This window comes from Arthrobacter sp. HMSC08H08 (assembly GCF_001807575.1).
GTDB lineage: Bacteria > Actinomycetota > Actinomycetes > Actinomycetales > Micrococcaceae > Pseudoglutamicibacter > Pseudoglutamicibacter albus.
The window spans coordinates 33669-57669 of record NZ_KV789393.1; the positions used below are offsets into that span (position 1 = coordinate 33669).

A 24001-nucleotide genomic window follows, 5' to 3' on the forward strand; every position below is an offset into this window, starting at 1 on the left:
CCCGGCCTCCGCAGTACCTGACAGCGTCGCGAAGTTTCCCACCCGGGCCCCGCCGCATGGCACAGTTGGAATAGCCAACACCCAGCAAACATCCAACACCACGCGATACGCCGAGGAGCCCACGTTGCGGAACCCAAGCGCTTTCACTGACCTCACCGGAATCGAACTGCCGTTCATTGGTGCGCCGATGGCGGGCACCTCCACCCCGCAACTCGCCGCGGCGGTCAGCAACGCAGGCGGGCTCGGATCACTTGGTTTGGCGGGTAAGAACGTTGACCAGGTTCGCGAGGCCATCCGCGAACTTAAAGCCCTCACCACCCGGCCATTCAACCTGAACTTCTTCTGTCACGCCGAACCTCACCGGGACCCCGCCGTCGAGTCCGCATGGCTCGACTACTTGGCCCCTCTCTTTCACTCACTCGGCACCCAACCGCCAGCAGAGCTCAGCCCGTCCTATGAATCGTTCCTCGGCGATACCGCGATGCTCCAACTACTCGTGGACGAAAAACCCGCCGTGGTCAGTTTCCACTTCGGTGTCCCCGACGTCGCAACCATCAGCGCACTGCACGAAGCCGGCACCCTGTTGATGGCTTCCGCCACTAGCCAGGCTGAGGCGCGCGTAATCGAGGAAGCGGGCTTGGATATGGTCATCGCCCAAGGGATCGAGGCCGGCGGGCACCGAGGAATCTTCGACGAAAACGGTCCCGATGAACAGACCCCTACTGGGCGCCTCGTTCAGCAGATCGCCTCAGCAACACAGCTGCCTGTGGTCGCAGCGGGCGGCATCATGACCCGCGAACGCGCCGAGCACATGTTCAGCCTAGGGGCTTCCGCCGTTCAGGTCGGCACCGCACTCATCACGAGCCCCGAATCCGGGGCCAAAGATTCCTACCGTGAGGCTCTAGTTCAAGCCGCGCACGCCGCTCAGCACGCAAGCGGCGGCGCTGAAACTCGCTTGACTCGCGTGTTCTCGGGGCGGCCAGCCCGCGGGTTGCCTACCGCGTTTATGGAATTCGCTGAAGCGCCCGATGCACCAACCCCGCCGGTCTTCCCCGTCGCCTATTCAGCGAACAAAGCGCTGTCTGCCGCGGCCGCTAAGAGCGGCGCCGCAGGGATGGCACCACACTGGGCAGGCGCCAACGCACACCTGATTCAGCCGCGCCCGGCAGCGGAAGTCACCCACGCCATCGGCCGCGAACCCTGATCCCAGGGTTACCCACGCGGTAGCCGACCAAGCCCCACCTAGACGATGCTCTCGCCCTGGCCAGCCCCGGCCTGGGCTGGCCTAGTCGTTAGCGGCTCGTTGCGGTTATTCTCTGCTACAAGGATTCAGCACATCACCCGAGGAGATTCCTTGATCATTGAAACCCCGCAGGGCACGTGGACGCCCAAGGTCGCTTTGGACCACGACGCCGGCACCGACCAGTCACGAGCCCAGTCACGCGCGCAGTCACCCCCACAGGCGCCGTGCCCGCACGAGAAGGTCGCCAAGATGGTGGCCCACTCATCTGAACCGCCAAGCGATACCGAAAACTACGAGGCACCCGGCGCCCGGATATTCGATAACCCGGTGCTCTACGACAACATCTTCGGCTGGGACGCGAGCGAAGAACTCGACTTCATCACCTCCACCACCAACGCTGACCGGCTCATAGAGTTCGGGTGCGGGTCCGGCCGCGTGTTGCTTCCGTTGCTGGAACGCGGCTACCAGGTGGACGGCATCGACTCCTCGAGCGACGCCCTCACCCACCTCAGCGAGGCGGCGGCCGAACGGAAAACCAAACACACCCCACGGCTGATCCTCGGCGACCTCACCGAAGTCGCGCTCCTGCCCACATACCCGGGGGCTTTCTCCGCGCTCAACACGGTGCGTTGCCTCCCCACCCCCGAACTGGTCGCTGCCCACCTGCGTCGGGCCGCGATGAGCGTCACCACCGGCGGCAAATACCTGATCCACCTCGACTCCTTCGGCGCTGACCTGACCGAACGCCCACAGCCCGGTGAATACGGCGAATGGGAAGGCTTCGGCGACCCAACCGAGAATCCCGAATACCAGGACATCACGGTGCGTTGGGAGCTGGCGAAGCGGGAACCTCACGACGGTTACGACCTCGAAACGGAACGGGTACGCGTGTGGAGTGGCAAGGAACTCATTGTCGATGAACTCCTGCTTCAGCTCTCCTTGTCGATCACGGGCTGGCACAACCTTTTCACCGCCGAAGGCCTTTGGACAGTGCACAGCGTTGTTGACGAAGACGAATTCCAACCGCTCGATGCGCAACAACAGCGGACGGCCGAAAGCGGCAACTACTGGTTCATTCTGGAACGCACAGACCGCGCCGTCCCGCCGCTCTACAGTGCTTAAACGCCCCGCCGCTCTACAGCGCTTTAACACCTGCGGTGGGTGGGCATCTCGTTGATGCACACCCACCGCAGCTTGTCTCGGGTTTGTTTGGCCGCTGGTTTTCTTCGGCTCTTAGACGGCGGTGTAACCGCCGTCAACTAGGTAGTAGGCGCCCGTGACGAAGGACGCGTAGTCCGAGAGCAAGTACAGAACCAGGTTCGCGACTTCCTCCGGGCGACCCAAGCGACCCATCGGGTGCTTAGCGACGAGTGCCTCGCGGATCTCTTCCGGCAGGTTAGCCAGCAACGGGGTATCGATATAGGCCGGGCCAACAGAGTTAATGCGCAGCCCCTCCGGACCGTACTCCGCGGCCGCGTTCTTGGTGATACCCACAACGCCGTGCTTCGCGGCGGTGTAAGCGCCATTGCCGATCGCCGCGACCGAGCCATGAATCGATGCCATGTTCACAATCGCAGACTCACCCGCACCAACCTTCAGCATCTCAGGGATCTGGTAACGCATCCCGTACAGAACACCGTTGAGGTTGATGCCGATGACCTTGTCCCAAGCCTCAAGGTCAGTCTCCCCGGCAGGTGCTGCTGGGCCACCGATTCCCGCGTTGTTGACCGCATAGTTCAGCTGGCCATACGCCCGGATGTGGCTAGATCCTGATGGTCTTCGATGTGGCGCCAGTGGTCGCACTCGTCTGATCGAAGACGAAGCGGTACTGCTTCTTGAGCTTCGTCTTCACCTTGACAGTCGCCTTACCCTTCTTCAGCTTGACCGTCTTCACGGTCTTCCACTTCTTCCCCGACTTCACCTGCACCCGAGCCTTCTTAGCCCCATGCGCGACGTACTTGTTGGGCTTAGGGTTATAGCGCTGAGCCGACGCGGTCAGGGTCACAGTGTTCCCCTTACGCTTCCCCTTCAGCGCGGCCTTGCCCTTAGCCCGGACGTAGAAGTGTCCCTTGGTCCAGTCGGTATAGGACTGGTAGTCGTAGCCGTCCCGGGTGTCGGCAGATACGTATGAAGGACCAACCGTGTACTTACCGAGGCCGTGCACCCAAGGACAGACCGTAACACGAGTCTTTGAGCGGTCGCCAGAGTCTGAATAAAATGCCGTGTCCACCGAGCTGCCACCACGGTACACACCGGACATGACGTCCCAAGAGCCAACCTTCGGGGACATGGTTTTCCGCATAGCGACCGCCACGTCACGACAGTTGGAGTTGGAATAGTTGGAAACCACGATGGACTTGGCGCTGAACCCGGTCACGTCCACCAGGCGTGGTGCCGCTTGGCTTGGGACCGCGGTGCCGGCGTTCAGCCCAACGGCAACCAGAACAATCGCGAATGCACGGAAGAACCGTTTCATACACATTCCTCAAACTAGAACGAGCTAAATATGGGCGCAGAAATACTCAACGAATTCGATGATGAAGCTGCCCCAGTCCAGATGTGTACAAGTTCAAATCGGCATTAAAGTAACGAAAAAGAGTCAGTGCCCGGATTGATCATAACCAAGGAAGAGGGAAACTCCTAGACGCCGCGCCCGGCGTTACAGACACCACGCCCGGTATTGCAGCACCGCGCCCCGCGCTGCAGGCACCGCGCCCGGGTTACAGTTTCGCGACCCGCCAGGTGACACCACACGCTTCCTTTAACCAGCCCGCGAGCAAACTCAGGCAGAATTGAAGAAACCCTGATGAAAGAAGCTACAGGTATGGCAAAACCAAAGTTCATAAGCAATATTCGGCGGCTGCTCAATTTCAACTACACCGAGAGCCTGAAAACCAATAACAGGACCCTCGGCTCCATCAAGAAGACGCTGGACACTGCGAACACGTCCACCAATGAAGCACTTGCGCAGATCCAGAAGGAACTGGAAACGCTACGCAAGGAAGCCACACTTCAGCGCCGCCACGACGATGCGATGCGTAGCCTGGCTACGATGCCGCTGTTTGAAGAAATGCGGAAGGAATACCGGGCGAAGCAGCTGGGTCTGCTTGAAACAGTGCAGACCGTTTCTGAAAACAATCTCTCCTTTGTGCGCATCGGCGACGGCGAACTCAAGCTCGCTTTCGACATCACCACAAACCTTGGTTTCCAGAAGAACTCAACGGCACTTCAAAAAGACCTCAACGAAGCCATGAGCGGAAGCCTCAACCGTGACGACATCATCTTCGGCACCCCGCACACCTACCGTGACCGCCACTGGAGCATGATCTGGGCCCAATACTGGCCCGAATTCCGCGAAGTCATCGCACCAGCCACCCGCCTTGGCAACGCGCACGCGACCCGGCCGTTGTTCTTCGCTTCCGAAGGCGAGCAAGGCGTGGAAGCATGGCGTAGCGTCTGGGCTGGCAAGAAAGCGACCATCATCACCGGTAAAAGCTCGAGGTTCGACCTGATCCCACAGCTGTTCGGCAACCTGGCAGGTTCTGACCGCATCGATTCACAAGACCGTCACGCCTACGCGGACATCCCACGGATCATGAACGAGGTCCACAAGGCCACCGATACGGACATTTTCCTAGTCGCGCTCGGCCCCGCAGGCACGGTTCTATCCCACAAGATCGCCGAAACCGGACGCCAAGCAGTCGATGTTGGGCACATCTCCGATTCCTACCTTGCCGTGTTCGAAGGCGGCGCCCGTCCCGAAAGCCGGCCCTACTCACAGACGCCGGCAAAGCAGTAGTTGCCTCACGGGCTAAGAAAAGCTGGACTAACCGCCCGGTAGCAGGATCTTGCGTAGCTCCGCCATGCTCGTAGCGACCTGGCCTGGGTGCGCGGCGTCGATCTGTTCACGCGTCGCCGCGCCCCACGTCACGCCCACCGTGTCCACACCGGCGGCGTTGCCCGCCTGAATATCGGTAGGCGCATCCCCCACGTACACCGCCCCGCCCGGGCCGCCGGTAGGCTCAACATCCACCAACTCGAGCGCCTTCAACACCGGATCGGGTGCCGGCTTATGCCGTTCAACATCACCGTTACCCACCAGCGGGCTCAGCCTTGGCAAACCACACACCCGCAGGCCGCGCCGCGCCATCTCCGGCAGCTTCGCCGTCACAACACCCACCGTGCAGCCAGCCGCCTCAAGATCAGCCAACACCCGGTCCACGCCGGGGAACGGGGCTACCGCGTCGTCATGCATCTCTTGGTTGAACTTCCGGTACACAGCCACCCACTCATCGGCCGCGTCTTCACCGGCCACGGGGCGGAACGTGTCCTCCAACGTCAAGCCGATCCATGACTTCATGACCTCATCATCCGGGGCCTGCACCCCGAAATGCTCAAAGGTGCGGTGGAACGTCGCCACAATCAACGGGATCGTGTTGATCAGCGTCCCATCCAGGTCAAACAGCACAGTCTTCCAGCGCGGTGCACCAGCCACAACGGCCACGTCCTCTCCAGTTACGCGTTTCAGTCCGCTCATGCGTTCAAGTATTCGTCCACGGTCATGAGCGTGAGCATCGGGTTGAAGCAGTCCATGATCGCCATCGCCTGGTCGTGCACTTCTTTGGTTCCGCCGCCGCACGCATCCGTGAGCACCGTAACCCATTTGCCGGCATCCACGGCGCCCAGCGCGGTCCCGATCACGCAACAGTCCGTGGCAACTCCCGCCAACACTAGGCGGTCATAGTCCTTCGTCATTTCGGCGAGCTGTTCGCCCCACTTGGAGAACGTCGGCATCGACAACACCTGGTCGCTCTCGCGCACCGGGGAGGTCAAGTCCCACACCTCGGATTCGGGTTCGGCGCGGCATTCGTCCCAGCGGTCGTAATAGTCCGCCCACGCGCCGTGCTCTTCCGGGTCCCGCACAAAGCGAGTCCAAATCACCGGCGAACCATCCCGCTCACGCAACCGCGCCATCGCCTGCTCAACCTCGGCATAATTCGAGACACCCCACTGGCCGTCCTGGTCAGCGAAAATGTTCTGCATATCAATAAACACCAGCGCACCCTTGCGCGGGGTGCCCGTCTCAGGTGCTTGCTGCCCTGCAGCCGGTGCAGCGGCGTCCGATGCGGTACTCATCAATCCTCAACCTTCCGATTCAGTGGTGGGCTTGGTTTCAGTGTTGGGCCTAGTTTCGGCGGCCGTCGCCGAAGCGTCGGCGTCGGCCTCAGCGGCCGCTTCGGCTTCGGCCTGTTGGCGGGCCGCTTTCCGTGTGCGGAGCAGGCCCGTGGGTACGGGCAGCTTATAGGTCAGCATATAGAGCACCCCGGCGCCCAGGATCCCGGCGAGGAACCCGAGGTCCCCCATTGAACGGGAGAGTTCAGCGAGCGGGCCGGCCAGCAGTTCGGTATCCCAGAACAGCATCGAGACCAAGCATCCGCCGATCCATGCGAAGAAGCCCCACTCGAACCGGCGCCCGGTGTTATACAGCTCCACGGAGCTATCCACGGCGGGTTTACGCATCCGCAAGTAATAGTCCAGCAGCAACACCGTGCTGAACGGAACCACGAGGTAGGCAAGCACTGAGAGGAAGTTATAGAACCCGCCGTACGGGTCATCCTGCATCAACAAGGTCATGCCGAGACTCACCACAGCCACGATGACCACCGCAACAATACGGCTCACCGGGACCTTCAACGTCAACAGGGATAGCGCGCCGCCATAGAGGTTCATCGCGCTCACCGGGATCGTGGAGAGCACCACCGTGATCATCGCGACTGGCGTCCACGAACCCGTCAGCTGCGCCAACGCGGGGATCGCATCCAGCTCGCCCGCGAAACTGGAAACCAGAACCCCGATGCTGCCCAGCCACGTCAGCGCTAAGAAGCTGCCGCCAGCGGTGTAGAGCACGACCTTCGAATGCGGGGTGCGGCGCGGAAGATACCGCGAGAAATCCGATGCGAACGGAGTCCACGTCATCACGTAGGCGAAGAAGAAACCGGCGAACGTGATCCAGCCGGCGACCGGGCCCATGTAGCTGCCCGCATCGGGGTTAGCGGCGAGCGTGAAGTCAGCCTCACGCAGCGAAAGCACCGAGATCACCAGGAACAACACCGTCAGTACGACGGTGGCTACCTTATTCACAACATGCACCACGTTGTGGCCCCACACCGCGAACACCGCCTGCACCGCGAACATGAGTGCCGCGGCGAGCGCGAAGTTGATGTCCACCAAAACTTGGAGCGCGATCACCGCGAACACCGTGTTCACGGCCGTCCACCCGATCGCGGAGACAATGGTGAGCGACGTGATCGGTAGGTAGTTCCCGTAGAAACCCATCGGGCCGCGGCCCTGGACCTGCTGCGGGACACCCAGCTTGCTGCCGATACCGGCCAGCAACCCCATGACCAGCACGCCGCACAGCGTTCCAGCGGCAACCGCGGTGAGGCCCTGCACCACTGACAACCCGAATTGCGCGGAGAAGAAACCGGACACCATGACCGCGAGCACCATGTTCGCGGCGAACCAGAGCGTGAACTGGCTGCGTGGGCTACCGTGCCTCTCTACATCGGGGATCTGTTCCGTTCCGTACGGCTCCGCCTTGGTGAGGGATGAACCGTATGTTGCTTCGCCGGGACTCTCGGCAGCCATGCTCTCTCTTTTCGTTGAGGAACCTTTCACACTACCGTGACCGCAACCACAACATCAAAAGCGACCCCACAACCAACATTGGTTGTGGGGCCGCTGATGTGGATGCTGACGAGGTCAGCTCGCTTCTACACAGTCACGCTGTTTTACAGCGCGAGACCAAACACCCACACGAGCAGGGTCGAGCACGCGAGCGTGATGACGCCGATGCCGATGAGGTTCAGCCACACGCCGCCCTTGACCATCTCGCCGATCGTGACGTAACCGGAACCGTAGGCGACCGCGTTCGGCGGGGTCGCCACCGGAAGCATGAACGCGCACGTGGCAGCCAACGCGACAGGTGCTGCGAACAGCAACGGATCAGCGCCCATACCCGATGCGATACCCATCGCCACCGGAATGAACGTCGCCGCAGTCGCGGTGTTCGAGGTCAGCTCAGTCAAGAACAGGATCGCCGCCGCCAGGATCGCGACAACCAGAACCGGCGGGACACCGTCCAGCTTGCCCGCAAACGTACCGATGTCCTTCGTCAAACCGGACTTGCTGAACATGCTGGACAGCGCCAGGCCGCCACCGAACAGCAACAGCACATCCCACGGAAGTTCCTTAGCGGTCTTCCAATCCAACAGGCGCACACCGCGCTCAGCACCAGCCGGCATCATGAACAACACAACACCAGCGACCATCGCGATGCCCGCATCAGAAATAATCGCCGTACCACCATTCAGCTGAGCGACCGTCGGGATGATGATCCACGCAAGCGCAGTCGCAATGAACACGACGATCACACGGATCTCGCCCTGGGACATCGGGCCAAGCTTGCTCAGCTCCGAACGGATCAGATCACGGCCACCCGGGATCTCATCGATCTCCGGCTTGAACAGAACCTTGACCAGCAAGAACCATGCGACCGCCATCATCACGATAGAAATCGGGACACCCACCAGCATCCACTGAGCGAAACCGATCGTGACACCCAAGTTGTCGCTCATCGCGCCCGCCAACAACGCGTTCGGCGGAGTACCGATCAAGGTTCCCAGCGAACCGATCGAGGCGGCATACGCGATACCCAACATCAAAGCAGAACCGAAGTTAGTGCGGATCAAATCAACCGCGGACGTCACCGGCTCGCCATCTGCGTTGAGTGCGATCGAACCGGTCTTCGGGTTCGCGTCATCATTCTGCGTAATCTGGTTCACCAGCGACAACACAGACATACCGATCGGCAACATCATCACCGCGGTAGCCGTGTTCGAAACCCACATCGAAACGAAACCGGTCGCAATCATGAAGCCCGCGATCATCGCGCCAGGCCTATTCGGCATGACCCGCAAAACACCCAACGCGATCCGCCGGTGCAGATTCCACCGCTGCATCGCCAACGCGATGAAGAACCCGCCCATAAACAAGAAGATCGTGTCAGAGCCATACGAGGCACCCAACATGTTGAAAGTGACCGGCTCCGGGTCCTTCCCCTCCGCCTGAATCGGCTGAGCCAGCACAGGGAAAATCACGAGCGGCAGCAGTGCCGTAGCCGGGATCGGTAGCGCCTCGGTCATCCACCACACCGCCATCACAATCGCGGTAGCGGCAGTCAAACGCGCGTTATGCGACATCGAATCCGGGAGGATGAAATAGATCAGCACGCTCAACACCACACCGAGCGCGAGCCCACCCCAACGCACATTCACCGTGCGCTTCTCAACGGCCGGATCCAACTCGCCCGGCGACTTCTGCTTAACGTCACGGCCCTTCGACGGGTCCGGACGAAGACTCTCCAGATACTCCGGCATCTTCGGCTCAGCCATGCCAACCTCCTGGGTGCATATAGTTCAAACGCAGAATCGAGCGACAGCGGTCCGTTGGCACCCGACCTATCGCGAACAACAAAGAACTGTTAATGAAACAGTAAAGAGTGATGTGCCTCTCATGCTAAACGTAAGCGGTCCGAATCCGGAACTCGACTTCCAGAGCGGCGGTCACCCAACGCAACGGTTGCCCGGTGACTGTTTCCCGGTTGGCTGCTCCTTTGGTCAGCGATTCTGTCCCTTTGGTCAGCGATTTCCATGCCACCTGTTTCCCGCGCGACGTTGACCCGCTACGTTGGTTGCATGAGTACTTCACATGGTTCTGTTGCTGAATCTGCCGAGGCTGCTGAATCCGGTAAGCCGGTTGCGTTGATTACGGGTGCTTCGCGTGGGATCGGGTTGGCGATCGCCCGCGAGCTCGCCTCGACCCACAAGCTGATCCTGGGTGCTTCAAGCGAGGATTCACTGGCCGATGTGCTGGCCGAGTTCCCGGGTGCCCGCCCGTTCATCGCCGAGCTGACAGATAGGGACGCGATCGCCCGCGCTGTCGCGGACGCCGGCTTCGGCGGCGGCGCTGGCGCGGATGCGGGGGCGGGCGGTGCTGGCGCGCGGCTGGATGTTCTGGTGCATTCGGCGGGTGTGGCTGATGGCGAGACCGTCGCCGAGACCCCGTGGGATGTGTATGAGCGGGTGTTCTTCGTGAATGTTTTCGCGGTCGCTGAGCTGACGCGTCTGTTGCTGCCCGCGTTGCGTGCAGCGGGTGGTCAGGTTGTGACGATCAACTCCGGTTCCGGCTACTTCTCCGGCGTGGGGGCCGCGGTCTATTCGGGCTCTAAGTTTGCTTTGCGTGCGTTCTCGGATGCGTTGCGGGAGGAGGAACGCGGATCGGTACGGGTCACCTCGATCCATCCGGGCCGCGTGGATACTGACATGCAGGTCGAACTGCAGGCCTCCTACGGCAACCACGACTACGACGGCTCGCTGTACATCCGCCCCGAATCGGTTGCCGCGACGGTCCGGCTCGCGGTAGACGCAACGCCGGAGGCGATGATCGAAAACCTAGCCATCCGCCCCGTCCACAAATAGCTCCGCCCCGTCCACAAATAGCTCTGCCCGCCCGCAAATACCCGCGCCCCGTCCGAAAATGCTTTGGAGGTTTCGATGACGACCGTTTTTCATTCCGCCACCGTGCACACTATGGATGCCGCCGCCCCGAAAACTGATGCGTTCGCGGTGGATGCCGGCCGCATCGTTGCGGTGGGTGACGACGCCCGCGCGCTTCTGGAGCAAGGCGCGGACTCGGTTGACCTAACCGGTTACACGGTCCTGCCGGGCATCATCGACGTACATAACCATCACAATCATGGTGGCCGCCGCGAGCTCACCGACCTCACGTTCCCGCCCACCGCGAACCTGGACGAAATCCTCGCAGCCGTACGCGCCCGCGCCGCCGAAACCCCTGCCGGCGAGTGGATCTATGGCGGCTCGGTAGGTTCGGACCTCATCGGCACCATCGACACCGCGGAAGCGCTCGCCGCGCTCGATGAGGCCTCCGGCGATCACCCCGTGCTGCTCACGGATGATTCCCTTCACAACCGCTGGGCTAACTCGCTGGCGATGCAGAAGGCAGGGATCAGCGCGGACACCCCTAACCCCGACGGCGGGGTCATCTCCCGCGATGGCGCCGGCAACGCGACGGGTTGGCTCATCGAATCCGCGGGCGTTCTAGTGGAGTTGGCTAAGGCGGCGGATCAGCCGGAGTCGGCGGAGGCTCTCAAGGCGTCCACGGCCAAAGCGGTTGAGATGCTCAACGCGTACGGCATCACGGGTTTCCAGGATGCCGCCGCCTCCCTACAGATCATGGAGGCCGTCAAGGCGTTGGATGATGCGGGCGAGCTGAACTCGTGGGTTGTTTCCAGCACCCCGGTTGAGGAGTTCATTTTCGGTTATCAGCCGGTCGGGGAAGACGTCATTTTCGGGATGGAGCACACCCGCAGCGAGCACCATAAACCTGATTTCATCAAGATTTTCCTCGACGGCGTCCCGCCGGCTTTGACGGCGGCGTTCGTTGAACCGTACCTTCCCACGGACGGGCACGCGTGCACTCACGGCCACATGACCATGCCGTATGAGGAGCTTGAGACGTGGCTGCTGCGTACCGCTGAACGCGGGATCTCCGCGAAGATCCACTGCACGGGCGATGCCTCGGTGCGTTCCGTCCTGGATGCGGTGCAGAAGGTCCGCGAAGCTGGCTACGACGACGTGCTCTACCAGGTTGCGCACGGCCAGTTCATCACCGAAGAAGACATCCCGCGCTTCGCTGAACTGAATGTTGCGGCGGATATTTCGCCGTCGCTGTGGTTCCCTGGCGTGATCATCGAAGCTATCAAGTCTGTCCTGGGTGAAGAACGCGGAAGCAAGGCACACCCGAACCGTGCCTTGACGGAGGCTGGGGCGCTGATCGCTGCCGGTTCCGACTGGCCTGTGTCCGTTTCACCGAATCCGTGGGAAGCGCTCTATGGGCTCGTGACCCGCAAAGACCCGACCGGGGAATTCCCGGGCGAGCTGTGGCCGGAACAAGCACTCACCCGTGAGGAAGCGCTGGCTACCTACACGATCAACTCCGCCCGCGCGATGGGCCTCGGTGAACAGACCGGCTCCATCACTGAAGGTAAGGCGGCGGACTTTGTGATCCTAGAAACCGATCCGCTCACCTGCCCGGTCGAGGACATCATCACGATTCAGCCGGTCAGCACGTGGTTCGCCGGAAAGAAAGTCTTCACCGCCGCCTGAGCCTAGTCGCCTCTCTAGGCTGTGTCCGGGCCGCGGCGGCGATCCAGCGTCATATAGATCAGCACACCGAACAGCGTGAAAACCGGCCACAAAAGCAGCGGTAACCATAGTCCGGCAACCGTGCCCAGCACACCGCCGAGAATACTGCCCAGCGGAACCAAACCCATCGTGAGTGTGCGGCGGAACGCAGAAATCCGGCCAAGCAGGCGCTGTTCGACGGTGGTCGCGGCATAAATTTGCGAGGCCACGTTCGTGATGGTCAAGATGACGCCCCACACCATCGTGTGAATAATCAGCAACACGACGGCCGCTTGCGGCGCCGCGAACGCGAACAGCGGCAAGGACGCGGCAACACACTGCCCCATACCGCCCCACACGTACAGTTTCCTGACCGGAACTGCATCAGCAATACGGCCCGAGACGAACGACGCCGCAACCCCCGAAACAGCCGCCAAGAAACCAAGAATGCCGTAACACTCGACACCCAAATCCAAAGTTTGAATGACCAGAATCGATTCGACCGCGGCACCCATCGACAAGCCGGCGTTAGTGAACGCCGAAAGCCACGTCATACCCGCCAACTGACGGTCAGCGACCAAAACCGCCCAGCCATCCTTGACCTGTTCCCAAAACGTCTGCTTCGCAGGTGCCTGCGCGGCGGCTGGCTCGGCGTCGACGCCGGCCTCTACGTCCGCGTCCGATGCGTCCGACTCTTCCGGCGCAGCCTGCGTTGCGGCTGGCTTCGTAATCAGGAGCGCGAGAATCATCGCGAGCACCGCGAAACCGACGGCCGCCAGCAGCGTCCAGTTAGCGCCCAACCTCGTGACGCCATAAGCGACAGCGACCGGCGCAACAAGTGAAGCGATCCGGTCCCACGTGGCGATGTTCGCTACAGTCCGGCTGATCTGTCCGTCATGATCCACAAGAGCAGGGACCGTGGACACCTGCGCGGTCTCCGTCGCGACCGTCACAATACCCATGACGGTCGCGAACACGAGTAGAAAGGGGATGCTCAGGTGCCCACTCGCCGCCACCGCAACAAGCACTGCGGCGAGCGCAACCTTCGCCACGAGTGCAAGCTTCAAAACCCGGACTGCCTCGAAACGGTCAACAAAAACGCCGATGGGGATGCCCAGAATCATGAACGCCACCATGGTCAGCGCGTTCAGTAGACCCATCTGCCACGCGCTCGCGGCGAGGAGGGCAACCGCGACAATCTCAATCCACGGCCCGAACGCCTGCACGAAAAACGCGTCAGTAGCGTTCGAGGCTTTCGCCAACCGCAACCGGCGATTAACCACACCCATGACAACTCATTTCTGGCAATGGGACCCAGATAACAGCGCAGCCCCTCAACAACACAGCCCTCATCACCGCAGCCCCTCAACAGCGCGACCACAATGTGACCTACAACACAACATCCTGAATCCTATACCAACAACAACGGGGCCGGCCTGGTACGCAACCAAGCCGGCCCCGTCGCCGCCTCTCGGGCTAACTAATCGAGCGCTAACTATGCGCGCTTGAGTTCGATGTCGAGGGCTTCCTGAAGTTCGTCGAAGCTCATCCCGAACGTCTCCAGAACAACCACGCCGTCGTCGGTCAGGTCGAAGATCGCGCGATCCGTGTAAACGCGGGAAACACAGCCCGTACCGGTCAACGGGTAGGTGCATTCCGGAACCAGCTTCGGTTTGCCGTCCTTGGTGAACAGCGTCATCATGACCAGCACGTCCTTCGCGCCGATCGCCAAGTCCATCGCGCCGCCCACCGCCGGGATCGCGTCCGGGGCGCCCGTGGACCAATTCGCCAAGTCGCCGCCACCGGAAACCTGGAACGCACCCAAAACACACACGTCCAGGTGGCCGCCGCGCATCATCGCGAACGAATCCGCGTGATGAAAGAAGCTCGCCCCCGGCAACTCGGTCACTGGAATCTTGCCGGCGTTGATGAGCTCCTCATCAACCTCATCCTCCTTAGCGGCTGGGCCCATGCCGAGCATCCCGTTCTCGGTGTGCAGCGTCACGCCGGAATCAGCATCCAGGTAGTCAGCGACCAGCGTCGGCTGCCCAATACCCAAGTTCACGAACGAGTGATCCGGGATGTCCCGCGCCACCATCTGCGCCATCTCGGTCTTCTCCAGTGGGCCGCGGTCCGTGTGCTCAACCGTGCCGCGCGCCACGTCAGCGCCCGCCACGTCAGCGCCTACAGCGTCAGTGGCGCCTACGGCTTGATTCTTCACGTTGTCCTGGCTCATGCTGCGGTCTCCTCCTTTGGCAGGGCCGACAAGTCGAGGACGTCGTCGGTGTAAATCTTCGGGGTCACAATGTTCTCTGGGTCCAGCTCGCCCACCTCAACCACGTTGTTGACCTCAACGATCGTGCGGGTCGAGGCGGTCGCCATGACTGGCGCGAAGTTCCGGGCCGTCTTCCGGTACACGAGGTTGCCCATCTTGTCCGCGGTCTCCGCGTGAATCAGCGCCACATCGCCCTTGATCGGGTACTCCAGCACATAGTTACGGCCGTCAATCTCGCGGGTTTCCTTACCTTCTGCGAGCGGGGTTCCGTAGCTGGTTGGGCAGAAGAAAGCGCCGATGCCGGCACCAGCGGCACGCATACGCTCGGCGAGGTTGCCCTGCGGCACCACCTCAAGCTCGATCTTGCCCGCGCGGTAGAGCTCATCGAACACGTAGGAATCGGATTGGCGTGGGAACGAGCACACCATCTTGCGTACGCGTCCCGCCTGCAGCAGCGCCGCGAGCCCCGTATAACCGTTACCAGCGTTGTTCGATACGACCGTGAGGTCGCTCGCCCCCTGCTGAATCAGCGCGTCAATCAGCGTGACGGGCATCCCCGCCATACCGAAGCCGCCAATCAGTACAGTCGAGCCGTCCTTGATGCCTTCTACTGCGGCGAGCGCGGATTCATGGAACCGTGTCTGTGCCACATCGATCTCCCTTCAGTGAGTCCTACCTAAGCCTGCGTTACGGGTATTTGTTTGTTGTTGGGTCGGTCTGGATTGTCTGCGTCGGCGCTGACGACGTCGTTGTCCACGAGCGCTTCGATGACGTGCTTCACTACGGGGCTGGATGCTCCGGCGCGGGTCACGAGCGCGAGGTCAGTCGGCAGGGTTTCCGGCACGGACTTGAACACCACACCCTGCGGACGTAGGGCTTGCACGGATTCGGGGATGAACGCGACCCCAGCTCCCGCCGCTACGAGCGCGAGTAGCCCTGCCGTGCCTGGGGCGGTGTGCGCGATGTGCGGGGTGAATCCCGCGGCATGGCAGCTCGCTGCCGCACGGGCGTTGACGTTGGAGCGCGGGTCTCCGAAAGCGATGAAGTGCTCTTCCTCGAACTCTTTGAGGGCGAGCTCGCCTTCTACGGATGCGAGCCGGTGCCCTTCCGGCATCGCGGCCACGAGCTTCTCGGTTCCTAACGGATAGGTTTCCAGCTCAGGGTCCGATGTGTGTCCACGCAGAATCCCCATGTCCAGTTGCCCGTTACGGATCCGTTCAAGCTGGGCCGGGGTGAGCAGGTCAGTGTGCACTTCCAGCGTGATGTTCGGTAGGGCTTCACCCACGGCTTGTTTGATGCGGGCCAGTTGTGCGAAACCCGTGGTTCCGGTGAACCCGATGCGGATGATGCCTGCCGAGCCGCCGGCGATGTTGCGCACACCAGCGAACATCGAATCCACATCGGCCAGAACGCGGCGGGCCTCCCGGTTCAGGTACGCGCCAGCATCTGTGAGTTCAACCTTGCGGGTAGTACGGTTCAGCAGTGTTGTGCCGAGTTCTTTTTCTAGCCGGGCGATCGTCTGCGAAAGTACGGGCTGAGCGATATGCAACCGCATAGCGGCCTCGCCGAAGTGGAGGGTTTCAGCCACCGCCGTGAAGTACCTCAACGCTTTGATTTCCACGGCCACCTCCTTTGATAACTCTTCTTTAAGAGTAAGGAGCAATCAATAGGAACTGAAATATATATTTGGAGTGGATTGATAAGCGCACGAGATAAATCTAGGCGTCGGTCGCCACTGCACCCGCGCGCACGTTTCCCTGGCCGTTCTGTTCACGCACACCGCGTTCGCGTACGCCGCGCTGCCGGGCGAGCATCCCGTGGCGCGGCCCCAAAAGCCACGCCAACACAAAGATCACCGCGCATACCAGCACCACGGCGCCACCCGTCGGCAGGTCAACAGCCCACGAAACATAGATCCCCACGAACGCACCCAGCACACCAAAGCACGCGGCGGTGAGCATCATCGGAACCATCCTGTCGCACACCATCCGCGCGGCCGCCGCCGGGGTCACCAGAAGGGCAATCACCAGGATGTTGCCGATCGTCTGCACACTCATGACCACTGCGAAGGTCACCACAACCGCCAGCACAATATCCAGCGCCATGACCCGCATCCCGATCGCCGTAGCGTAACCGCGGTCCAGCCCCACCATCACCAAATCACGGTGGAACACCGCCAAAACAGCGAGGATCAGCACGGACCCGAGCACCGTGGTCACCAGCGCCGAATCCGGGATACCGGTCAACGAACCAAACAAGAACGTGCTCAAGCTTCCCGAATAGCCGGGCGCGCGAGACATCACCACAATGCCGATCGCGAACATCGTGACCATCAAAATACCGATCACCGTATCCGAACGCAGCCGCTCATTCTGACTCAACACCGCGATCAGAACCGCGGTCACCACCCCAGCGATCAGCCCGCCCCACAGCAGCGAACCCTGCAACACAAACGCCACCGCAAGCCCCGGGAACACGGCATGCGAAATCGCGTCCCCCATGAACGTCATCCCCCGCAACACCACGTGCGTGCCCACCACCGCGCACACCAGTGCCGAGAACGTCGCAACCACCAGCGCCTTCGGCAGAAACGCGAGCTGCGGGTTGAACAGATCCTGTAGAAAATCCAACGGCGTCAGCATGAGCGCACCCCTTCTTGTATGACTGCAGCCTCCGATGCGGTGGCTGGGGCCGATGTGAAGGCAGCCTCCGATCCTGTTGTTACTTCCGGCGCGGTTGCTGCCTCCGCAGCGGCGCCGGTGAAGGCGCCGACTTGGGTGAGCAGTGGCGAGGCTTCACTGACTTGGAAGGTGCGTTGCCAAAGCCCCGGATCGCCGAGTGCGTGTGGTGGGCCGTTAGCGATCACGGTGCGGTTCAGGAGCGTGACACGGTCGGCGATGGTCAGGGCGTGGCTGAGATCGTGCGTGGACATCACGATCGACGCGCCCTGCCTCGCCAACTCCACGAACAAGGCCGACAATTCTTCCTGGGTAGGCATATCCAGTCCCGTAAATGGCTCATCGAGTAGCAGGACGCTCGGCTCTAGAACCAGCGCGCGAGCGATCATGACCCGCTGCCGCTGCCCACCAGACATCTCCGAGATCGGACGGTCACGCAAGTGCGTCATCGAAACCCGCTCCAACGCGTGCGCAACCCGCTTCATATGCCCCACACTGAGGCGACGCCAGCGGGAAACCGAACGCACCAGACCGAGCCGCACCACGTCCGCTGCGGTCACAGGGAACGTCCAGTCGATGTCGTGGCGTTGCGGAACATAACCCAAACGGCCAGCCACACTCACCGAACCGCCCGCTAACGGAACCAGCCCCTGCAACGCACGCATCAACGTGGTTTTACCCGCACCATTCGGGCCAAGCAAAACATGGATCTCACCAGCGGAAGCGGTGATCGAGGCGTGCTCCAACACGGGCCGCTGCCCCAAATTCACGCACACATCGCGGCCCTCAAGCACCGTGCCGCCGTTATTCTCACTCACCGGCACCGCTACCCCACACTTCCGCCTCGGTTGCGCGGCGCTTGCGTTGCACCACCACACCAACAGCCACGCCCGCCGCGATCACGACGGCGGCGCCACCGGCAAGCCACCACGCCAACGACGCGCCTGCAGGCTTGGTCTCGCCCGCATCGGCTGCGGCATCGGCCGCCTTGCTGTCGCCGGCGCCGTTGTTCGCACCATCGTTTTCTGCATCGTCGCCTGCCGCATCGTGCCCGGCGGCCTCTCCCGCCGCATCCTTGCCAGTGGCGCTGTTGGTTTCCTTGGCCGCGGCGAGCGCCTCTTCGGTGTTCGTGGAGTCCCCTACCGCGAACACGAGCGAACCTGAGGCGGAGACCTTCTTACCGTCCTTGTCTTCGGCGGTCATCGTGAGCTGGGCCGTGTACTGGCCGGGGCGTGTGAAGACCCAGTTCGCGTGCGTGTGCGTGTTCTTCTCGATGAACACGCTGTTGTGTTCGGCGAGGTTGGAGCTATCCACTAACAGTTGCGGGTCACCGAAGTTACCGGGCTGCAGGAACAGGGTCATCTGCCCGGGTCCGGTTGCTTTGCTGAACTTCATGGTCACGCCGCGGTCTGCATGTTTGATGAGCTCGGGGTCCTGGGTGTTCCAGCCGAGCCACACCACACCGGAAATCTCCACCTGAGGAACAACCCAGGCCTCATCCCCGCCTTTCGCGCCGGTGAATTCGTAGCCGCTTTCCGGGATCTGTTGTTTACCGGCGTCATGCACCTGGATCACAACGTCTTCGAGGTTGCGCCACACCGCAGGGGAAGTCCGGTCATCACGCACTTGCATAACCCACTTGCCATCCACGCGTCGCATCCCTAGATCAGCGTGCCCCACATCCAAAACCGCGGCCTCGCCCGTGACGGTGCGTTCATCCGATTCCACCGTCTGCTCGAGTGCTGGATCATCCGAGGACGGCTCAGCGTGCGCGGCAGGAACCTGCCCGAGGCCACCCGCGAGAACCCCAACAACGACGAGCGCGAAAGCGATCATGGCGGCCAGCAAAAGCGTGGACAGCCGGGGCAATCCGCTGTGTGCTGCAGGCGCGGCTGTATGCGATGGCGTATGTAACTTCAGCATCGTGAGTGTCCTTATTAATTCCAGATTTCAGCAGTGAGTAGGGTCAGCGGCAAGAGGCAGTTAGCCTTGGGCCCTGCGGCAGGCAACGGCGGCCGCCAGCAGGCAACGGGGCCAGCGCCGGGGCGCAGTTAGCGGCCGGGCGCATCGTGCTCACCTAGGGGTTTGCCGCCGAGTGAACGCGCGAGCGAGTCAGCGTTGGCGCGCATCAGGAGTTCGTATGTGTTGACTCCGGGGGTGAATGCGTCGCCCCAGATCGGCGCGACGCCCACCCCGGCCAGTTGAGCGGCGTCCCGCAAAGATTGAGCGGTACCGCCCGCGGTTTGTTCGATGAACACGGCAGGAACGTTGAGGTCACGCAGGGTCGCAGCGAGCCTGCGACGTTCAGCCAGCGATGGCTCCTGCCCCGGCGAAGGTGAAACCGACCCCGCAACATCCAGCCCATACCGGTTCGCGAGATACCCGTAGGCCTCGTGTGTGGTCACGAGGTTCCGGTTGCGTTCCGGAATGGAGGCGATGGAACGCGCCACATAGTCATCGACCTCGTCCAACCGGGCGATATAGGCCGATGCGTTGCCGCGGTAACGGGACGCGTTCCGCGGGTCTTTCTTGATCACCTGATCGCGGATCACCTCGACATAGGCTTGCGCGTTGCTCACGTCATGCCACAAATGCGGGTCGATTTCGCCGTGAACATGCTTACCGAGCACCGCTTGCGGCAACTGATACACATCAGTACCGGGGCGGCCGATGAACCTGAACGCCGGGTCAGCCGGGATCGGTTGTAGCGCTTTCGGCGGCACATGGATCACCGTGTTCTCCAACGGAATGTCCTCCGGTTGCGGTTCATCCACACGCAACACGAGCCGCCGCTTCGCTGTATCCACCGTGATGTCCGCATGCCCCTTGCCCACGATGCGCGGCCCCGCCCCCGCAACCCCCGCCGGCATGTCTGCGATGGCATCCTCAGGGCTCACGCCCACCGCGATCCGCAACGTCGAGACCACCGCACCCGAAGCATCGGCGGCATCCGGTGAGGCCGTATCAGCACCGGCGCCGCGGGCCTCGCCGCCGAGTGTCCCGCCTGAGTTGTTGCCAAGCGTCCCGCTTGGCTTATTGCCGAGTGCCCCGCTTGTGGCAGGTGTGGCGCGGAAGGAAAGCGTATAGATGCCCGGTTCGGTGAACGCCCACGACATATGGGTGTGGGCGCCGGGCGGCAGGTTCGTGATGTTCTCGCGTGCGTTGTCCGGCAGCGAGGAGTCGAAGACTTTCTCTGGCCGCCCGAACGTTCCCGTCACGAACGCGAACACCGTCCCCGGGCCCTCCGCCGATACCAGCCCGAGCCTTGTCGCATCACCGCGGCGGGTCCCCGCGCCATTGGCGGTCGCGACTCGCAAACCGAGCCAGACCGCGTCGAGGGATCGTGACTCAACGAGTGGAATGATTTCGGCGCCGTAGCCGGAGGCTTCTTCGGCGAGCGCGATGTGGGTTGCGTCCGCGCCAATGTTGGCGTCGATCGCGCGGATGATGGATTGTTCTTCCAGCATGAGGTAGTTGGAGAACGCGAGGTCGGCTAGGGCGATGTCGCGCATCGCACGTGGTGTGGGTTCGAAGGAGTGCGGGTCAGCGCCTTCGGGCACCAAAGCGCTGACGTGCACATCGGGTCCGACTACGTTTCGGGTCAGGTCGGCGAGGATTCCGGTGGTTGCGACGATCCGCAGCCCGCCGGAGGTGAGGCCGCGGCTTGTTGTGCCGGGGAGGAAAACAGCCGCGGCGGCGGCTCCCGCGGCGAGCGTGATGAACGTTCGCCGCGAGAGCCCCCGCGTATGTGCCGGCCCGTTGGGGGCGGGCTGGCTGTTATCCGGTTGGTGTCCGCGCACGCGTTACTCCGCGCGGCGTGCACGGCGGTACAGCATGAACGCTGCCGCACCGATCACCGTCAGTAGGCCACCGGCAGCGCCGAGCTGTGCGGCATCGACGCCGGTGCGGGCCAGCGATGCCCCGCCAGCGTCCGGCAGTGCGCACGGCTGGCCGTCCGCGGTGCGGCCCACGGTGTCCATGATCATGACCTTGCCGTCCTTCTTGAACAGCTGGCCTTCCTTGGCGGAGGCCTGGTCTTTCGCGATCCCGGGCACCGTCACCTTGGGTGCGGATCCCCCAGCGTCCGATGTGCCACCTGCCGCATCTGAACCTTCACCTTGGCCTGCGCCGCCGCCTGCACCCTGGCCTGTTCCTTGTTGTTCAGGCTGGCCTGGCTTGGCTCCCTGTGGCTGGCTTGGTTTCTGGCCTGGCGTTGGGGTGCTTGCGGTGGAGTGGAACCAGCGTTGGCCGACGATTTGACCGAAGTTCCCGGAGGTGAACACGGCTACGTTGCCGGGGCCGGACACGGATTCGAGCGTCCATGTAACGGGTCCGGTGGTGTTTTTGAGGGATGGGTGCATCGTGTTCGCGCCGATCCACGGCACACCTGGGATCTGTGTGGACGGGACCATCCACACGTTGGAGCCTTGCGGTGCCACGAAGTCGATGCCTGCCGGGGCGGAAGTGCGTGCGGCATCACCGAGCGCGAAAGAGAGCGAACCTGGCTCAACCCACGCGGCTGGCTGTTTACGGTCGTCTTTGAGGGAGGCCTTGAGGGTGGAGCCTTTCAGTTGCGAACCGAGGTCGAAGTGTCCGCCCGTCACACCGGCGGCACCTGGGCCGACGTTGAAACGCAGCGTTGCGCGTGCTGACGCGGTCCCACCGCTCTTGAGGGTTGCGTTCTGCCGGATCTGTACCGTGTAGGAACCCGGCTTGGAGAACACCCAGTTCGGGTGCACGTGCGAGTTCGCTGGGATGGTCACACTGCCGCTGACCCGTGACGTCGGCAGCAGACCCGCCACGGAGAACAGGCTGGTGCCGCCCCTGGTGACGCCGCCGGTAGTTGCGGAACGATCAGCCGTCGAGCCCTTAGAGCCCTTAGAGCCCTCGGCTGTGGAGTCTTCCGTCTTGGAATCCTCTGCCGTGGAATCTTCGGACGATGTGGCCGCATCGATTTCAGCCTGCGTTGCCTCACGTGGTTCCTCTACCGGGGTGCACTCCGGGGTCGCCGGCGCAGCAGGCGCGCCCGGTGCTGGAGCTGGCGCGACTGGTGCTGGCACATCGGCCGGCGCGCCTGGAACTTGCGCACCTGGAGCCGGAGCATCTGGAGCCGGCGCCTGCGGCGCAGCATCACCCGGCGCCTGCGGTGAGGTGTCAGCTGGAGCTTCTCCGGTGCCCGGCGCTGGCGCTGGCTTCTCAGGCGCAGGCTTCGCTGGGGCCGTTTTCTCTGGCTTCGGCTGCTCAGGCTTCGGCTTCGGTGCTGGCTTCTCAGGCGAGGCCGACTCAGATGGTTCCGGTTTCGGCGCCGGCTTCGGCTTCGGCTTTTCCGGTGCCGGTTTTGGTTTCTCCGGAGCTGGCGCTGGGGTCGGCTTGGCTGACTCAGACGGCGCTGGCGCTGGCGTTGGCTTCTCAGGAGCTGGCGTCGGAGTTGGTTGAGGCGTCGGTTTCGGCGCTGGTTTTGGCTTCGGTGCCGGTTTTGGTTTCTCCGGAGCCGGCTTCGGCGTCGGCGTTGGTGTCGGCGCAGGTGCGGGTGCCGGTTTGGTGAACGCTGTTCCCTTGTGGGCGGACCCTACGGTGAAGTAGTAAGTCTGCGCCGGGGATTCGATGGTGGCCCCGGAGCTGGTTTGGGTTCCACGTGCTTTGAGCGTGATCTTGTACAGGCCCGGTTTGGTGAAGGCCCAGTTCGCGTGGGTATGGGCCGGATAGGTTTGTTCGCGCACCGCACCCGCTGTGAGTTGGGTCGCGCCGTTCTTCAAAAGTGGGCTCATCTGCCCGAAGCCGTTAGTCCCAAACAAGTACACCTTGCCCGGGCCTTGGACAGAGGTGAACACGAGATCCACGTGCTTACCGACCCCGCCGCCCTGGGTCCCGAGGGTGTCCCACCCCGGCCACAGCAGATTGTGGTCCTGGGTTTGCGGCAAGAAATAGCTTTGCCCAGCACCCGGCCAGCCTGCTGGGATGTCCCGCTTAGCGGCATCCTTGACATGCAGCTCAACCTTGGACGGGTCGCGGTGTACATGGGAGCCAGTGACGTCTTCTTTGAGGTTGAGCTTCAAAGCACCGTTCGATGCGGTGACATTGAACGCATCAACGTGGCCCGCCTCCAGGATCAGGTGGTCCGCAGCCGGAACCGTAGCGCTGTTATAGGCGGCCAAGCCCGTAGTTGCGTTATGAGCACCCAAACCTGCAACCGAGGTCTGGGCCGCGGCCGTGTTGGCTGGCGCGGTGTTGGCGTGCGCGGCCGCTACCGGCGAGATTCCCGCCAACAGCAGGGCCAACACACCCGTGGTTGAGGCAATGCGGGCCTTCGCGCCCTTGGCGGCGAATTGTTTGGTGCTGGAAGCTACGTCAGCAGAACGCGAGGCGGCACTGAAGGTATCGGCGCTGGTACGTGTGTCAGCGCTGACTCGTTCAGCGGAGTTGGTGGCGGGAAGCTGATTCCCTGGTGTCCCTAGTGGCGGCATGGCTGTGCGCTTTCTAGTGAGAAGAATACCGTTATTGCTATTGCGACTCATTTGCAATAGCTATACATTCCTACCAC

19 protein-coding genes and 1 pseudogene are annotated in these 24001 nt (G+C 62.3%); 5 read left to right on the top strand and 15 right to left on the bottom strand.

What is annotated here, in order from left to right; translation table 11 throughout:
• Positions 1-124 precede the first annotated feature (124 nt).
• Positions 125-1204 (top strand): NAD(P)H-dependent flavin oxidoreductase, encoded by a 1080-nt coding sequence (locus tag HMPREF3175_RS05655; protein WP_070491140.1) that lies wholly within the window; start codon positions 125-127, stop codon positions 1202-1204.
• A 150-nt stretch (positions 1205-1354) separates the two neighbouring features.
• A complete protein-coding gene (locus HMPREF3175_RS05660; protein WP_070491142.1) occupies positions 1355-2365 on the top strand; it encodes a class I SAM-dependent methyltransferase in 1011 nt (336 codons plus the stop codon).
• 111 nt (positions 2366-2476) lie between these two features.
• Here the strand turns inward: HMPREF3175_RS05660 and HMPREF3175_RS05665 are convergent.
• Positions 2477-3001: pseudogene (locus HMPREF3175_RS05665) on the bottom strand (SDR family NAD(P)-dependent oxidoreductase); the annotation flags it as partial.
• Between the two features lie 4 nt (positions 3002-3005).
• Entirely contained in the window at positions 3006-3719 is a 714-nt protein-coding gene (locus HMPREF3175_RS05670; RefSeq protein ID WP_070491143.1) for a hypothetical protein, read from the bottom strand.
• A 348-nt stretch (positions 3720-4067) separates the two neighbouring features.
• Between HMPREF3175_RS05670 and HMPREF3175_RS05675 the strand changes: the two genes are divergently transcribed.
• Positions 4068-5042, top strand: coding sequence for a GT-D fold domain-containing glycosyltransferase (locus tag HMPREF3175_RS05675; protein ID WP_176745137.1), 975 nt, complete (start codon positions 4068-4070; stop codon positions 5040-5042).
• Between the two features lie 27 nt (positions 5043-5069).
• Here the strand turns inward: HMPREF3175_RS05675 and HMPREF3175_RS05680 are convergent, their stop codons facing one another.
• From HMPREF3175_RS05680 to HMPREF3175_RS05695, 4 genes are all read right to left on the bottom strand, one after another.
• Positions 5070-5780 carry an HAD hydrolase-like protein gene (locus HMPREF3175_RS05680; protein ID WP_176745138.1) on the bottom strand — a complete coding sequence of 237 codons (711 nt, stop codon included), beginning with the start codon at positions 5778-5780 and terminating at the stop codon, positions 5070-5072.
• On the bottom strand, positions 5777-6379 hold the full coding sequence (locus HMPREF3175_RS05685; RefSeq protein WP_083289436.1) for a cysteine hydrolase family protein: 603 nt from the start codon (positions 6377-6379) through the stop codon (positions 5777-5779). The genes HMPREF3175_RS05680 and HMPREF3175_RS05685 overlap by 4 nt, the downstream gene beginning before the upstream one ends.
• A gap of 6 nt (positions 6380-6385) precedes the next feature.
• Positions 6386-7891 (bottom strand): purine-cytosine permease family protein, encoded by a 1506-nt coding sequence (locus HMPREF3175_RS05690; protein ID WP_070491147.1) that lies wholly within the window; start codon positions 7889-7891, stop codon positions 6386-6388.
• A gap of 143 nt (positions 7892-8034) precedes the next feature.
• Positions 8035-9696 (bottom strand): SLC13 family permease, encoded by a 1662-nt coding sequence (locus tag HMPREF3175_RS05695; RefSeq protein WP_256276292.1) that lies wholly within the window; start codon positions 9694-9696, stop codon positions 8035-8037.
• 303 nt (positions 9697-9999) lie between these two features.
• Between HMPREF3175_RS05695 and HMPREF3175_RS05700 the strand changes: the two genes are divergently transcribed.
• Positions 10000-10782, top strand: coding sequence for an SDR family oxidoreductase (locus tag HMPREF3175_RS05700; protein ID WP_070491198.1), 783 nt, complete (start codon positions 10000-10002; stop codon positions 10780-10782).
• A gap of 75 nt (positions 10783-10857) precedes the next feature.
• Complete coding sequence (locus HMPREF3175_RS05705) at positions 10858-12489, top strand: amidohydrolase (protein WP_070491149.1); 1632 nt, start codon at positions 10858-10860, stop codon at positions 12487-12489.
• Positions 12490-12503: 14 nt separating this feature from the next.
• On the opposite strand, the gene HMPREF3175_RS05710 is transcribed toward HMPREF3175_RS05705, so the two are convergent.
• From HMPREF3175_RS05710 to HMPREF3175_RS10300, 9 genes are all read right to left on the bottom strand, one after another.
• Positions 12504-13796, bottom strand: coding sequence for an MFS transporter (locus HMPREF3175_RS05710; RefSeq protein ID WP_070491151.1), 1293 nt, complete (start codon positions 13794-13796; stop codon positions 12504-12506).
• 206 nt (positions 13797-14002) lie between these two features.
• Positions 14003-14668 carry a 3-oxoacid CoA-transferase subunit B gene (locus tag HMPREF3175_RS05715; RefSeq protein WP_370991832.1) on the bottom strand — a complete coding sequence of 222 codons (666 nt, stop codon included), beginning with the start codon at positions 14666-14668 and terminating at the stop codon, positions 14003-14005.
• Positions 14669-14739: 71 nt separating this feature from the next.
• The gene (locus HMPREF3175_RS05720; protein ID WP_035756536.1) at positions 14740-15432 is read right to left on the bottom strand and encodes a 3-oxoacid CoA-transferase subunit A; all 693 of its coding nucleotides are present in this window, start codon (positions 15430-15432) and stop codon (positions 14740-14742) included.
• Between the two features lie 26 nt (positions 15433-15458).
• Complete coding sequence (locus tag HMPREF3175_RS05725; protein ID WP_070491153.1) at positions 15459-16403, bottom strand: LysR family transcriptional regulator; 945 nt, start codon at positions 16401-16403, stop codon at positions 15459-15461.
• A gap of 97 nt (positions 16404-16500) precedes the next feature.
• On the bottom strand, positions 16501-17424 hold the full coding sequence (locus HMPREF3175_RS05730; RefSeq protein ID WP_070491154.1) for an anchored repeat-type ABC transporter permease subunit: 924 nt from the start codon (positions 17422-17424) through the stop codon (positions 16501-16503).
• A complete protein-coding gene (locus HMPREF3175_RS05735) occupies positions 17418-18278 on the bottom strand; it encodes an anchored repeat-type ABC transporter ATP-binding subunit (RefSeq protein ID WP_083289444.1) in 861 nt (286 codons plus the stop codon). Before HMPREF3175_RS05735 ends, HMPREF3175_RS05730 begins: the two co-directional genes overlap by 7 nt.
• Entirely contained in the window at positions 18271-19383 is a 1113-nt protein-coding gene (locus tag HMPREF3175_RS05740) for a choice-of-anchor M domain-containing protein (RefSeq protein ID WP_083289439.1), read from the bottom strand. Before HMPREF3175_RS05740 ends, HMPREF3175_RS05735 begins: the two co-directional genes overlap by 8 nt.
• Before the next feature lie 128 nt (positions 19384-19511).
• Positions 19512-21260 carry a metal ABC transporter solute-binding protein, Zn/Mn family gene (locus HMPREF3175_RS05745; RefSeq protein ID WP_083289440.1) on the bottom strand — a complete coding sequence of 583 codons (1749 nt, stop codon included), beginning with the start codon at positions 21258-21260 and terminating at the stop codon, positions 19512-19514.
• 3 nt (positions 21261-21263) lie between these two features.
• Entirely contained in the window at positions 21264-23924 is a 2661-nt protein-coding gene (locus HMPREF3175_RS10300; RefSeq protein ID WP_070491158.1) for a choice-of-anchor M domain-containing protein, read from the bottom strand.
• Positions 23925-24001: the final 77 nt, after the last annotated feature.

Coding starts and splice junctions, on each gene's coding strand:
- HMPREF3175_RS05670 (WP_070491143.1), bottom strand. CDS start 3,719: ATGAAACGGTTCTTCCGTGCATTCGCGATTGTTCTGGTTGCCGTTGGG.
- HMPREF3175_RS05675 (WP_176745137.1), top strand. CDS start 4,068: ATGGCAAAACCAAAGTTCATAAGCAATATTCGGCGGCTGCTCAATTTC.
- HMPREF3175_RS05680 (WP_176745138.1), bottom strand. CDS start 5,780: ATGAGCGGACTGAAACGCGTAACTGGAGAGGACGTGGCCGTTGTGGCT.
- HMPREF3175_RS05685 (WP_083289436.1), bottom strand. CDS start 6,379: ATGAGTACCGCATCGGACGCCGCTGCACCGGCTGCAGGGCAGCAAGCA.
- HMPREF3175_RS05690 (WP_070491147.1), bottom strand. CDS start 7,891: ATGGCTGCCGAGAGTCCCGGCGAAGCAACATACGGTTCATCCCTCACC.
- HMPREF3175_RS05695 (WP_256276292.1), bottom strand. CDS start 9,696: ATGGCTGAGCCGAAGATGCCGGAGTATCTGGAGAGTCTTCGTCCGGAC.
- HMPREF3175_RS05700 (WP_070491198.1), top strand. CDS start 10,000: ATGAGTACTTCACATGGTTCTGTTGCTGAATCTGCCGAGGCTGCTGAA.
- HMPREF3175_RS05705 (WP_070491149.1), top strand. CDS start 10,858: ATGACGACCGTTTTTCATTCCGCCACCGTGCACACTATGGATGCCGCC.
- HMPREF3175_RS05710 (WP_070491151.1), bottom strand. CDS start 13,796: ATGGGTGTGGTTAATCGCCGGTTGCGGTTGGCGAAAGCCTCGAACGCT.
- HMPREF3175_RS05730 (WP_070491154.1), bottom strand. CDS start 17,424: ATGCTGACGCCGTTGGATTTTCTACAGGATCTGTTCAACCCGCAGCTC.
- HMPREF3175_RS05740 (WP_083289439.1), bottom strand. CDS start 19,383: ATGCTGAAGTTACATACGCCATCGCATACAGCCGCGCCTGCAGCACAC.
- HMPREF3175_RS10300 (WP_070491158.1), bottom strand. CDS start 23,924: ATGCCGCCACTAGGGACACCAGGGAATCAGCTTCCCGCCACCAACTCC.